This window comes from Acidimicrobiales bacterium (genome assembly GCA_016716005.1).
GTDB lineage: Bacteria > Actinomycetota > Acidimicrobiia > Acidimicrobiales > JADJXE01 > JADJXE01.
Genome location: JADJXE010000001.1, coordinates 2,884,316 through 2,896,827 on the forward strand (window position 1 = coordinate 2,884,316; position 12,512 = coordinate 2,896,827).

The 12,512-nt window shown below is 74.4% G+C and carries 13 protein-coding genes; 9 read left to right on the top strand and 4 right to left on the bottom strand.

Features of this window, described 5'->3' with window-relative positions; genetic code table 11:
- The first annotated feature begins 4 nt into the window (after positions 1–4).
- Both IPM45_14200 and IPM45_14205 read left to right on the top strand, forming a co-directional pair.
- Positions 5–1,075 (top strand): FAD:protein FMN transferase, encoded by a 1,071-nt coding sequence (locus IPM45_14200; protein ID MBK9180688.1) that lies wholly within the window; start codon positions 5–7, stop codon positions 1,073–1,075.
- Positions 1,072–1,656 (top strand): ferric reductase-like transmembrane domain-containing protein, encoded by a 585-nt coding sequence (locus IPM45_14205; GenBank protein MBK9180689.1) that lies wholly within the window; start codon positions 1,072–1,074, stop codon positions 1,654–1,656. The genes IPM45_14200 and IPM45_14205 overlap by 4 nt, the downstream gene beginning before the upstream one ends.
- A 66-nt stretch (positions 1,657–1,722) precedes the next feature.
- Here IPM45_14205 and IPM45_14210 read toward each other — a convergent pair whose 3' ends face one another.
- Positions 1,723–3,570, bottom strand: a complete 1,848-nt coding sequence (locus IPM45_14210; protein MBK9180690.1) for an APC family permease — start codon at positions 3,568–3,570, stop codon at positions 1,723–1,725.
- A 183-nt stretch (positions 3,571–3,753) separates the two neighbouring features.
- Here IPM45_14210 and IPM45_14215 point away from each other — a divergent pair, with 183 nt between their 5' ends.
- The 5 genes from IPM45_14215 to IPM45_14235 all read left to right on the top strand — a co-directional run bounded on the left by IPM45_14215 (position 3,754) and on the right by IPM45_14235 (position 8,298).
- Positions 3,754–4,419, top strand: coding sequence for a TrkA family potassium uptake protein (locus tag IPM45_14215; protein ID MBK9180691.1), 666 nt, complete (start codon positions 3,754–3,756; stop codon positions 4,417–4,419).
- Positions 4,419–5,195 (top strand): TrkA family potassium uptake protein, encoded by a 777-nt coding sequence (locus IPM45_14220; protein MBK9180692.1) that lies wholly within the window; start codon positions 4,419–4,421, stop codon positions 5,193–5,195. The genes IPM45_14215 and IPM45_14220 overlap by 1 nt, the downstream gene beginning before the upstream one ends.
- Entirely contained in the window at positions 5,192–6,628 is a 1,437-nt protein-coding gene (locus IPM45_14225) for a hypothetical protein (GenBank protein MBK9180693.1), read from the top strand. The genes IPM45_14220 and IPM45_14225 overlap by 4 nt, the downstream gene beginning before the upstream one ends.
- Positions 6,629–6,735: 107 nt before the next feature.
- Positions 6,736–7,674, top strand: coding sequence for a hypothetical protein (locus IPM45_14230; GenBank protein ID MBK9180694.1), 939 nt, complete (start codon positions 6,736–6,738; stop codon positions 7,672–7,674).
- A gap of 78 nt (positions 7,675–7,752) precedes the next feature.
- On the top strand, positions 7,753–8,298 hold the full coding sequence (locus IPM45_14235) for a hypothetical protein (GenBank protein MBK9180695.1): 546 nt from the start codon (positions 7,753–7,755) through the stop codon (positions 8,296–8,298).
- 56 nt (positions 8,299–8,354) lie between these two features.
- On the opposite strand, the gene IPM45_14240 is transcribed toward IPM45_14235, so the two are convergent.
- Together IPM45_14240 and IPM45_14245 are read right to left on the bottom strand one after the other, a co-directional pair.
- Positions 8,355–9,626 (bottom strand): nucleotide sugar dehydrogenase, encoded by a 1,272-nt coding sequence (locus tag IPM45_14240; protein ID MBK9180696.1) that lies wholly within the window; start codon positions 9,624–9,626, stop codon positions 8,355–8,357.
- Positions 9,627–9,658: 32 nt separating this feature from the next.
- On the bottom strand, positions 9,659–10,018 hold the full coding sequence (locus tag IPM45_14245; protein ID MBK9180697.1) for an OB-fold nucleic acid binding domain-containing protein: 360 nt from the start codon (positions 10,016–10,018) through the stop codon (positions 9,659–9,661).
- A 71-nt stretch (positions 10,019–10,089) separates the two neighbouring features.
- Between IPM45_14245 and IPM45_14250 the strand changes: the two genes are divergently transcribed.
- Positions 10,090–10,386: a DUF1049 domain-containing protein gene (locus IPM45_14250; protein MBK9180698.1), complete on the top strand. Its 297-nt coding sequence runs from the start codon at positions 10,090–10,092 to the stop codon at positions 10,384–10,386.
- 59 nt (positions 10,387–10,445) lie between these two features.
- Positions 10,446–11,312: a GerMN domain-containing protein gene (locus IPM45_14255; protein ID MBK9180699.1), complete on the top strand. Its 867-nt coding sequence runs from the start codon at positions 10,446–10,448 to the stop codon at positions 11,310–11,312.
- Positions 11,313–11,377: 65 nt separating this feature from the next.
- Here IPM45_14255 and IPM45_14260 read toward each other — a convergent pair whose 3' ends face one another.
- Positions 11,378–12,427, bottom strand: a complete 1,050-nt coding sequence (locus IPM45_14260; GenBank protein ID MBK9180700.1) for a cell wall-binding repeat-containing protein — start codon at positions 12,425–12,427, stop codon at positions 11,378–11,380.
- Between the last annotated feature and the right edge of the window lie 85 nt (positions 12,428–12,512).

Sequence of the window (12,512 nt, forward strand, 5' to 3'; positions counted from 1 at the left end):
GACCGTGCCCGGGCCCACCGCCGGCGCCGCTGCGACCGCCCCTCCCGCAGCCGGCCCGGGTGGGCCGGGCGCGGCCGAGCGGCGCTTTCGCGCCATGGGCACCGACGCGTTGCTGGTGGGGGTCGCCGCGCCCGGCGGGCCCGACGCCGACGACCTCCTGGCCCGGGCCGAGGTGCGGATCCAGCTGCTCGACGCCCGGTGGAGCCGGTTCCGGCCCGCCAGCGAGCTCAGCCGGCTGAACGCTGCGGCGGGCGCCCCCGTGCTCCTGCCCCGCGACACCTACGAGCTGGTGCACCTGGCCATCGAGGCCTGGCGGGTGACGGGCGGCCGCTTCGACCCCACCGTGCTGCGGGCCCTCGAGGCGGCCGGCTACGACCGGAGCCACGAAGCGGTGGTGGGCCGCGACCTGGCCGCCCCGTCGACCCCGTCGCCGGCCGCGCCCACCCCGGGCTGCGCCGGCATCGAGCTCGACCCCGAGCTCGGCGCCGTCACCCTGCCGGCCGGCGTCGCCCTCGACCTCGGGGGCATCGGCAAGGGCCGCACCGCCGACCTGGTCGTGGCCGAGCTGGTCGCAGCCGGCCTGGCCGGGGCGCTGGTCGACCTGGGGGGTGACGTCAGCGTGGCCGGCACCCCCCCGGCCGGCGCGTCGTCCTGGGTGATCGGGGTGCCCCACCCGCTCGACCCGGCCGTGGAGATCGGGCGCCTGGGTCTGGCCGCCGGGGGCGTGGTGACCAGCACCCGCCTGAAGCGGGCGTGGCACGTCGACGGCCGCCCCGCCCACCACCTCATCGAGCCGTCGACGGGCCGCCCGGCCGACAGCGGGCTGGCGTCGGTCACGGTGCTCGCCGCCACCGCCGCCTGGGCCGAGGTCCTGGCCAAGGCCGTGTTCCTCGCCGGCCCGGTCGACGGTGCCGAGGCTCTGGCCGGGGCCGGCGCCACCGGCCTGGCCGTCACCGACGACGGTGAGGTGCTGGCCTTCGACGGTCTCGATCGCTTCGTCGTCTCGGGCCCGCTCGCCGACTCCCCCGCCGGGGAGCGGTCGGTCCCGATCTCGCAGGAAGGCACCCCCCGATGAGTCAGCAGTTCTGGTGGTACGTGGCCCGGGCCAGCGGCATCGTGGCCTGGGCCCTGGCCGCAGCCTCGGTGCTGTGGGGCCTTGCGCTGTCCACCCGCGCCCTCGGCTCGAAGCCGCGCGCCCCCTGGCTGCTCGACCTGCACCGCTTCCTCGGTGGGCTCACGGTCGCGTTCGTGGGCGTGCACCTCGTGGGCCTGGCGGCCGACAGCTACACCCACTGGGGCCTGGCCGACCTGTTCGTCCCGCTGGCCTCGGCGTGGAAGCCCGTGGCGGTCGCCTGGGGGATCGTCGCCTTCTACCTGCTGGTCGCGGTGGAGGTCACCTCGCTGCTGATGAAGCGCCTGCCCCGGCGGGTCTGGCACGGCGTGCACCTGCTGTCGTACGGCGTGTACGTGCTGGGCACGGTGCACCTGTTCACCGCCGGCACCGACCGCGCGAACCCGATCCTGCAGTGGTCGGCCCTGGCGTCGGCGGCGGCGGTGGTCTTCTTCACCGTGTACCGCGTGGTCGGCCCCGGGCGGGCCAGCACCTCGCGCCGGATCCCGTCGTCGGCTCGGACGGCCTCGTTGCGCCCGACCTGACCCTCGCGGTCCCCGGTCCCCGGTCCCCCGACCCCCCGGTGGTCCCCGGCCCCGGATCCCCGGCGGCTACAGGTGGATGGGCACCGAGGTCACGACGGTCTTCGGCCGGAAGTGGAGCCTGGTCTTGAGGGCGAGGGCCGACTGGTTGTGCAGGGGCTGCGAGTACCAGTGGTCGACCACGAACTCGGGGATCACCACGGTGATGATGTCGTCGGGCGACTCGGCGTCGAGCTCGTCGAGGTACGCGAGCACCGGCCCGGTCAGCTCCCGGTAGGGCGAGTAGAGGGTGTGGAGCTCGACGGGGATGTCGTACTCGGCCCAGTCCTTGTGGGCCCGCTCCTCGTCCTCGTGGTCGTACACCACCGTGACCGCGATCAGCTTGTCGGGCGCCAGCGACCGGGCGTACCAGAGCGCCTCCATCACGCCCTTGTTCACCCGCCCGACCAGCACGACCACGTTGTGGGTGCGCCGCTTCGGCCGCCAGCCCGGCTCGACCGACGTCGTGGCCGCGACCCGCTTGTAGTGGTTGCCGATCCGCTTGAGCACCACGACGATGCAGGGGATCAGCACCGCCGGGATCCACGCCCCGATCGTGAACTTCGACACCACCACGACGAGCAGCACGACGAACGTGGCGATGGCGCCGAGCCCGTTGACGATCACGCCCCGCCGCCAGCTGGGCTCGCGCTCCTTCCAGTGGTGCACCACCATGCCGGTCTGCGACAGGCTGAAGCCCGTGAACACGCCCACGGCGTAGAGGGGGATGAGGGCGGCGACCTGGCCGCCGAAGGCGACCACCAGGGCCCCGGCCACCAGCGACAGGCTGACGATGCCGTTGGAGAACACCAGCCGGTCGCCGCGGTTGGCGAGCTGGCGGGGCAGGAAGCCGTCGCGGGCGATGATCGACGAGAGGCGCGGGAAGTCGGCGTAGGCGGTGTTGGCCGCGAGGATCAGGATGGCGAACGTGGAGAACTGCAGCACGTAGTAGATGAACGTGCCGCCCCCGAACACGTAGCCGCCCATGATCGACAGGAGCGTCTCCTGCTCCGACACCGTGGGCTGCAGGCGGTGGGCCAGCACCGACACCCCGAAGAACGTGCTGCCGAGGATGACGGCCATCCACACCAGGGTGGTCGCAGCGTTCCGGGACTCGGGCCGGCGGAAGGCGGGGACGCCGTTGGAGATGGCCTCCACGCCCGACAGGGCGACCGCGCCCGACGAGAAGGCCCGCAGCAGGATGAACAGCCCCAGGGCGGTGGCGTTGCCGAAGTTGTCGCCCATCACCTCCTTCAGGGCCTCTTCGTCCACGGGCATGGGCCCGAGGTCGCCGAAGTAGGAGCGGAACAGGCCCACGCCGATCAGGAGCATCAGCGAGACCACGTAGATGTACGTGGGCCCGGCGAAGAGGCGCCCGCTCTCCTTCACGCCGCGCAGGTTCGCCACCGTCATGAGCAGGATCGCGAGCAGGCACAACGGCACGCGCCAGTCGCGCAGCTCGGGGAAGGCCGACGTGATGGCGGCCACGCCTGCCGACACCGACACCGCCACCGTGAGGATGTAGTCGGTGAGCAGCGACGCCCCGGCCACCAGAGAGGGCGTCTCGCCCAGGTTCTCGCGCGACACCACGTAGGAGCCGCCGCCCGACGGGTAGGCGAAGATCGTCTGGCGGTAGCTGGTGGCCACGATGGCCAGCAGGATCGTGACGATGAGCGCGATCGGCACCAGGTCCTCGAGCGCCGCCATGCCGGCGATGGGCACCAGCACGAGGAGGATCTCCTCGGTGGCGTAGGCGGTGGAGGAGATGGCGTCCGACGCGAACACCGCCAGGGCGATGACCTTGCCCAGCCGGTGGTGGTGCTCCTCGGAGCTGGCGATCGGCGTCCCGACGAACAGTCGCTTGATCGACGCGTACATGCGCCCCGCAGCATGCCACCGCACCGGTGGGCGGGCGCACCTCGGGCGTGGCGCGTGTCATCCGCGCGTCAGCGAAGCGGCGCCGGGCGAGCCGGCCCGCGGCGAGGGCTACGATCGCCGGCCGGGCCCGCTCCCGGCCCGAACCGGGACCGCGACCCGACGAGCACCGAGGAGGTGTCGCCCGTGCATTTCGTGGTGGTCGGATGCGGCCGGGTGGGCTCGCAGCTGGCGCAGCAGCTCACGGAGGCCGGACACACCGTGGCCGTGGTGGACCGCAGCGCCAGCTCCTTCGAGCGCCTGGGCAAGGGGTTCGAGGGGACGACCATCGAGGGGATCGGCTTCGACCGCGACGTGCTGGTCGAGGCCGGCGTCGAGCGGGCCGCGGCGGTGGCCGCGGTGACCAGCGGCGACAACTCGAACATCATGATCGCCCGCGTCGCCCGGGAGACGTTCGGGATCGACCGGGTGGTGGCTCGCATCTACGACCCCCGCCGGGCCGCGATCTACCAGCGACTCGGGATCCCCACGGTGGCCACCGTGTCATGGACCACCGAGCGGGTGCTCCGCCGGATCCTGCCCGAGGAGCCCGGGGTGGAGTGGGTCGACCCGAGTGCCAAGGTGCTCCTGGTGGAGCGCACCGTCCCTCGGGCGTGGGCCGGCCGGAGGTACGCGGAGCTCGACGTGGCCGGGGTCAGCCGGGTGATGGCGGTGCAGCGGCTGGGCGTGGGCATGGTGCCCAAGGACGACCTGGTGGCCCAGGAGGACGATGTGGTGTTCGTGGGGGTGGCCGGCGACGCCGTCGATCAGCTCGACGGCAGGTTGGCGGGCACCGAGGGGGGTGGGCACTGATGAAGGTCGTGATCGCCGGCGGCGGCAAGGTGGGTCGCTTCATGGCCGAGCAGCTCCACGGTGCCGGCCACGAGGTGCTCATCCTCGACCAGGACCGCGACGTGATCGGCCGCCACCAGGCCGACATCGCCGGCGTGCCCTGGAAGCGCTGCGACGCCTGCGAGGTGAGCCGGCTGGCCGAGGCCGGCCTCGAGACCGCCGACGTGGTGGCCGCGGTCACCGGCGACGACGAGGACAACCTGGTGATCTCCCTGCTCTCCAAGCAGGAGTTCGGGGTGCCGCGGGTCGTCGCCCGCGTGAACAACCCCAAGAACGAGTGGATGTTCAACGAGAGCTGGGGGGTCGACATCTCGGTGTCCACCCCGCACCTGCTCACCTCCATGGTGGAGGAGGCCGTCTCGGTTGGCACCCTGGTGCGGCTGCTCAGCTTCGAGGGGGGCAAGGCCCGGCTGTCGGAGGTGAAGCTGGCCGACGGCTCGCCGGCCCAGGACCGCGAGATCCTCGAGCTCGGCTTCCCGCGCGACTCCACGGTGGTCGCGGTGATCCGCAAGGACAAGGTGATCGTGCCCCGGGGCGACACGTTGCTGCGGGTGGGCGACGAGGTGCTGGTGCTCGTCACCGACGACAGCGAGCCCGAGGTGAAGGCGATCCTCGTCGGGGAAGGGGCGCTCGGCGCGCCGGGCGAGATGGGGTCGTCCGAGGCCGGGTCGCCGGAGGCGGGGTCGCCCGAGGCCGGGCCGTCCGAGGCCGGGTCGCCGGAGGCGGGGTCGGCGTGAGCCTGGCGGCCGCCGCCGCGGTGGAGGTCGTCGAGCCCCCGTCGCCGGCCACGGAGCGCTCCCCGGTCGACGTGCTGCGGCTGGTCGTCGCCGGATCCGTCCTCGTGGTGCTCGCCCTGCTCCACTGGCTGGCCGGCGACGGCATCTCGCAGTTCCTCGCCGAGCTCTTCGGGGGGCTCACCGCGCTGCCCTCGTGGCTCCTCACCGCCGTGGTGGTCGTCACCCGGGTCGGGACGGTGGCGATGCTCGTGGGTGGGGCGGTCGCCTCCATCGCCCGGGGTCGCCTGCGCTTCCTGCTCACCGTGATCCTGGGCGCCGCCCTCGGCGTGGCGCTGTTCGCAGGGATCGACGCCCTCGCCGACGGCAACGAGCGCCCTGCGGTGGCCGAGGCGTCGGACTCGCTCGGCCCGGTGACGAGCGACGAGTTCCCGCCGGAGGTCGTGGCGGCGGGGGCGGGGCTGATGACCGCGGGCGCGCCGTTCGTGGCCCGGCGGTGGCGGCGTGTCGGGTGGGCGCTCGTGTTCGGCCTGGCGGTCGGGTCGGTGCTCGGCGCGGACGTGTCGGTGGCGGTGCCGGTGGCGCTGGTGGCCGGCTGGGTGGCGGGCGCCCTGGTGCTGGTGCTGCTGGGCGCGCCCAGCCGGCGGGCGGCGGGCCACGCCGTCGCCGCCGGCCTGGTGCGGGCCGGCATCCCGCTGGCCCGGCTGGAGCGGGCCAAGGTCGACGCCCGGGGTTCGACGCCCTACTTCGGCCGGACCGCCGATGGCGACAAGCTCTTCGTGAAGGTGCTGGGCGCCGACGAGCGCAGCGCCGACACGCTCTTTCGGCTGTGGCGGCGGATCGTCCCCCACGACCTCGGCGACGAGAAGCCCTTCACCTCGCTGCGTCGCACCGTGGAGCACGAGCTGCTCGTGTCGCTCGCGGCCCACGACCAGGGGGTGCGCACACCCCAGGTGGCGGCCTTCGCAAGGGTGGAGCCGAGCTCGTTCGTGCTGGCCTACGAGGCCATCGAGGGCCGCTCCCTCGACGGTGTGGAGCCGGCCGAGGTCACCGACGAGGTGCTGGCGTCGCTGTGGGAGCAGGTGGCCCTGCTGCGGGCCAAGGACATCGCCCACCGAGACCTGCGCCTGGCCAACCTGTTCCTCGCCGCCGACGGTCGCGTCTGGATGATCGACTTCGGCTTCTCCGAGCTGGCCGCGTCCGACCTGCTGCTGGCCACCGACCTGGCCGAGCTGGTGTCGTCGCTGTCGTTGCAGGTGGGGGCCGAGCGGGCGGTGGCGTCCGGGGTCGCCGCGGTGGGGGCGGCCGCGGTGCGCACGGCGATCCCCCGGCTGCGCCCCGCCTACCGCAGCGGCGCCACCCGCACCGCGATGAAGCAGCGCCCCGAGCTCCTCGACGAGGTCCGGGCGCGCGTCGAGGCCCTGCCCGCGGCCTGAGCCCCCGCCGGGGTCACGTCGCCGCCGCCGACGTCACCTCCCCGGCGCGGACGAGCGGGTGGGGGAGCGGGGTCGGTGACACACCCCGGCGCCATCGTGGGGGGGGGGTGAACGACACCGATCGCGCCATCCTCGCGATCGCCAGCCCGCAGCGATGGCTGGCCACACGGGAGCAGCTCCGGTCAGCGGGCGTGTCCGACCCGGCGATCGCCCGGCGTCGTCGGTCGGGGGTGCTCGTCGCCGCCCAGCCGGGCGCTCTGCGCCTCGGCGTGGTGCCGCCGACGCTTGAGCAGGGCCTGCTGGCCGCGTGCCTGGCCGCCGGTGAGGGGGCGGTGGTGTCGCACCGCTCCGCCGCGTGGCTGTGGGGCGTCGACCGCCTCGACATCGCCTGCGTGGAGATCTCGGTGCCGCGGCCCCGCCAGCCCCGGCTGGGTGGCGTGATCGTGCACCGCTCCGGCGACCTCCGCGACGCCGACGTCGGGTGCCAGCAGGGCATCCCCGTGACCACGCCGGCCCGCGCCTTGCTCGACCTCGGTGCCGTGGCCAGGCGCGGCCTGGTCGAGCGGGCGCTCGAGGCGTGGCTGATCGAGGGGCTGGTCGACGGGAACGCCCTGCGGCAGCTCCTCGCGACGGCCGGGCGGCCGGGGCGCCCGGGCACCGCCGCCCTGCGATGGGCGCTCGACCGGCAGCGGTTGGTCGACGGCGACCCCGACAGCCGCGGCGAGACCCGGCTGGCGTTGCTCGTCGCTCGCCACGGGGTCCCGGCGCCCGTCCACCACCTGCTGGTCGCCGCGGGCGGGGAGCGCTTCGAGCTCGACGTCGCCCATCCGGAGCTGCGCGCGGCGGTCGAGATCGACGGGCGCACCGTCCACGCCCGGATGGCCACCGCCGACGAGGACCGCCGCCGCCAGCACGCCCTCGAGGACGGCGGCTGGCGGTTCCGGCGCTACCCGCTGCGCCAGGTCGACGCGGCCCCGGCCCGGGTGGCGGCCGACCTCCGGCGGTGGCGGGTTCGCCTCGAGGGCGCCGGCGGGCGGGCAGCGTGAGCGGGGCGACCAGCCGACTGCGGCCGGCGTGCGCCGGCCCGGCCCGGTAGCGTGGCCGGTGAGGTGGAGGAGGTCCCCATGCGACGGCGTCTGGTAGCGATCGTGATCGCGGTGCTCGCCCTGGGAGGGTTCGCCGCGGTGGGGCTCCCCGGATCGCCGGCCGGCGCGGCGGTGAAGGCCACGCTGTCCAGCCCGACCGGCGCGTGGTTCATCGTGCAGGCCGACGGCTCGGTGCGGGTGTCCTGGGAGGCGGTGCCGGGGGCGGCCGCCTACGAGGTGTACCTCAACGGTGAGCTGCTCACCACCACCGAGCTGACGAACGTCGTCGAGCAGATCGGCCGCGGCGTCGAAGGGAAGTTCTCGTTCGAGATCGTGGCCGTCGGCGCCGACGGCAGCCGGTCGGAGCCTGCCGTGGTCACGGTGGTGATCCAGGGCCGCTCACTGGGCACGGGGGGTCAGAGCACCGGTGGCTCGAGCTCGTTCTTCGAGATCCCGGATCCCACCCCCCCGCCGCCCGACCCCTGCGAGCCGGTCGACACCCTGGGGCTCAAGAACGGGGCGTGCGAGGAGCCTCCGCCGCAGTGCTCCTTCGACAGCCAGGTCGGCAAGGTCTTCTGCGTGTAGCGGCGGGCCCCTGACGACGGAGGGCTGACAGGGGCCGCTGCTCCGGCCCGGCAGCACTAGAGGTGGTCGACCCCGGGCCCGGCCGGCACCCGGTGGCGGGTGTCGAGCACGTAGCTCGACGCCCGCCCCACCATGGGCAGGTCGAACTCGGCGTGGTCGGTGAGCAGCACCACCACGTCGGCCGCGGCCAGCTCGTCGGCCGAGAAGGCCACGCGCACCGCGGGCAGGTCGCCCACCTCCTCCACCACGTGCGGGTCGCAGGCCCGCACCTCGGCGCCCAGGGTCGCGAGCTGGCGGGCGATCGGCAGCGCCGGCGACTCGCGGGCGTCGCCGGTGTTGGGCTTGTAGGCGAGGCCCAGCAGCAGCACCCGCGACCCCTTCACCGCCCGGCCCCGCTCGTTGAGGCCGACCACCAGGCGGCGCACCACGTAGTCGGGCATGTGGGCGTTCACGTCGTTGGCCAGCTCGACGAACCGGAACGGCGAGCCCAGCGTGGTGCGGACCTTCCACGACAGGTACGAGGGGTCGATGGGCAGGCAGTGGCCGCCCACGCCGGGTCCGGGGGTGAACCGCATGAACCCGAACGGCTTGGTGGCGGCCGCGTCGATGGCCTCCCAGATGTCGATGCCGAGGTCGTCGGCGAACATGGCCAGCTCGTTCACCAGGGCGATGTTCACGTGCCGGAAGGTGTTCTCCAGCAGCTTGGTGAGCTCGGCCTCCTTGGGCGACGACACCGGCACGGTGCGCTCGACCACGGTGTCGTAGAAGCGCTGGACGGCGCGCAGCGACGGCAGGTCGACGCCCGACACCACCTTCGGGGTGTTCTCCAGGGTCCAGGTGCGGTTGCCGGGATCGATGCGCTCGGGGCTGTAGCCGAGGTGCACGTCGGGGCCCACGGCCAGACCGGACCCCTCCTCCAGCAGAGGGCCGACCATCTCCTCGGTGGTGCCCGGGTAGGTGGTCGACTCGAGCACCACGGTGGCGCCGGGCCGCAGGTGGCGGCCGACCGTTCGCGCCGCGTCCTCGATGTAGGAGAGGTCGGGCACGTGGTCGCGCAGGGGGGTGGGGACGGTGATCACGGCGACGTCGAAGCCGTCGAGGTCGGCCTCGTCGGCGGTGGGCCTGTAGCGGCCCGTCCCCAGCGCCGCGGCCAGCCGGTCGGAGGGCACGTCGCCCACGTAGCTCTCACCTGCGGCCAGGGCCTTCACCCGCCGTTCGTCGACGTCGAAGCCGACCACCGTGTGGCCGACCTCCACCGCCCGCACGGCCAGGGGCAGGCCCACGTAGCCCTGCCCGACGACCGCCACCCGCTGGGGTCGACCTGTCACGCCCGCCTCCTCCGCCCTGGGCGATCCGCCGATCACCCGCGGCCGAGGAGCGTATACGCCGGGTTGAGGATCACCCGCCGGCTGCCCTCCTCGCGGGCGACGCCCTCGAGGACCACACCTCGCCCGGCGTCGAGGCCGCCGATGCGGCGGCGCCCGGTGAACACCGCGTAGATCTCGCCGGTGCCGTCCTTGATCAGGATCTGCAGGCTGGGCGATCCGGCCCGGGGCACCACCCGGCTGCGCTGGAGCTCGCCCGCGACCCGCACCGGACGGCGCAGCGGCACCTCGGCGATGGGCGTGAGCCCCAGCCCGCAGTAGCGGTCGGACAGCCGGGCCGCGTCCAGCTCCTGGACCGAGGCGGTGAGTCGCTTCATGAAGCCCTTGAGAGCCATGGCGGCAAGCCTGCCACGGCTAGCGTCGGGGCCGCGACGGGGCGCCGGACCCGCCGGGGAGGCTGGGCACGATGGCGATGGAGGGGCGAGACCCCAGGCTCTGGAAGGACGCCGGCGGCGTGGGGACGCCGGGCGGTGACGCGAAGCGCGGCCCGTCGGTCGGGCTGGTGGTCGGCGGCCTGGTGGCGCTGGCGCTGGTGCTGTTCATCGCCCAGAACACCAACGAGGTCGAGGTCAACTTCCTGTTCCTCGACTTCACCGCGTCGGCGTGGGTGGTGATCGTGATCGGCGTCGTGCTCGGCGTCCTCGCCGACCGGGCCTTCGGCTTCTGGTGGCGCCGCCGGCGCGAGCGCCGCGACCACGAGTAGCCGCGCCCAGTAGCCGGGCGCGCCGGCGGCCGGGTCGCGCTGCCGTACGCTCGTCGACCGTGCAGTCCTGGCGGGACGTGTGGCGGGAGCGGTGGGTCCAGGTCGTCGCCGTCGCCGTCGTGGCGGTGGTGGTGGCCCTGATGCTGACGGGGGGGCCCGACTTCGGGGGCTCCGAGGACGCCGAGCGGGTGCGCACCGAGGGCGGGTCGACCACGACCGAGGCGACCGACCCGGCGACCGCCGACACCGGGGCGACGCTGCCCGACCCGGTGTCGACGGTGGTGATCACCACGCCGCCGACCAGCGCCGGGCCGTCGACCACCCCCACCATCGTCACGTCCACCACCGCCCGGCCCCGCACCTCCACCCCCACCACGGCCCGGCCGGGCACGACCGCAGCGCCGGCACCCCGGCCGACCACCACCGCGCCCACCCCGGCGCCCACCACGGCGCCCACCACGGCCGCGCCGCCCACGACGGCCGCGCCGCCGACCACCAGGCCCGGCACCACGGCCCCCTCGGTCGTCGACGTCGAGGTGTTCTGGGTGGCCGCCGGCAGGCTGGTGCCGGTGGTGCGCCAGGTGGTTGTGGCCGAGGCGGCCACGACGGCGCTGCGTGCCCTGCTCGCCGGCCCGAGCGAGGCCGAGCAGGCCGCCGGCTACAGCAGCCAGGTGCCGCCGGGAACCCGGCTCCTGGCCGTGACCCTGCAGGGCGGCGTGGCCGAGGTCGACCTGAGCGGCGAGTTCGCCAACCCCGACAGTGGTGAGGAGACCACCCTGCGGATCGCCCAGGTGGTGTGCACCGTCGACCCCTTCGAGGGCGTCGAGGCGGTCACTCTGGCGGTGGAGGGGCGCCCGCTCACCTCGCTGAACGGTGTCGACCTGTCCCGCCCGGTCACCTGCGCCGACTTCGGCGCCCTGCGTTGACCGCTTGACGCGCACGGGCCCCGGCCGGAGAGCCGGGGCCCGTGAGATCGGTGGTGCCGGCGGTGCTAGGTGATGGCCACCTGGATCGCCTGGACCACGTTGGCGGCCACGGCGGCCGGGCCGCCGTAGACGAAGGCCACGGCGATGGGCACCTTCTTGGCCATCAGGTAGCCGTTGGTGGAGGTGGGCAGCGCCGTGGTCTGGGTGAGCAGCATCGGGCCGCTGGCGCGGATGGCGATGTGGGCGCCACCGGTGAGGGCGTCGGGGAAGTCGAGGCCGGTGGCCACACCCACGGCGCTGGGGCTCGAGAACCACTTGGTGGCCACCGCCGAGGCGGTGGCGTAGCGGTCGGCACCCACGATCGACTCCGACGACGGGGACGCCGCCGCCGCGGGCCCGCCGATCGCGTAGATCTTCTTCCCGCCGATGTACGCGCCGGTCGCCGGCGGGATCACGTTGCCGGCGGTGAGCAGCACCGCCCCGCCGATCTTGGCGGCGGCGGCCCCGCCCGAGAGGGCGTCGGGGAAGTCGGTGCCGGTGGCCAGGATCACGTTGTTGGGGTTGCCGAGGGCGTTGGCGATGGCGACGGCGGTCTCGTAGCGGGTGGGGCCGGCGAGGCGGGTGACCACGTAGCCGAGGCCCCGCAGCTGCCCGTCGACCGACCCGCCCACCGCGGCCGGGCCGCCGAGGACGTACACCTTGCCGCCGGCGGGCAGCACCCGCTGGAGCTCGGCCAGGGTGTCGGGGCTGAGCACGGCAGCCTTGGCCTCCCGGTTGCCCTGGATGGTGGCGAGCAGGATCGGGCCGTTCAGGAACCTCGCCAGCGGCGTGCCGGCCAGGGCGTCGGGGAAGTTCAGGCCGGTCGCGAGGATCACCGCGCCGGCCGAGCCGTTGCGGGGGAAGGCGTCACGCGACAGCAGGATCGCCGTGCCGGCCCGGTCGGTGCCACCGATCTGGGCCACCTGGCCGGTGGTGGGGGTGGGCACCGGGATCGGCACGGGCGAGGGGGGCCCGGGCGGGGGCGGGGTTGGGAGCGGCGGGATCGGGCCGTACTGGGCCGAGGCCGCGGTGGGAAGGGCGAGCAGCATGAGGGCCGCCGCCAGGCCGATGAGCATGCGCCGCACCATGTCGTACCTCCGCCGCCCGGGGGGATGTCTTGCCGAGTCCGGTTCAGTATCGCCCATCGGGAGGGGTCCCGTC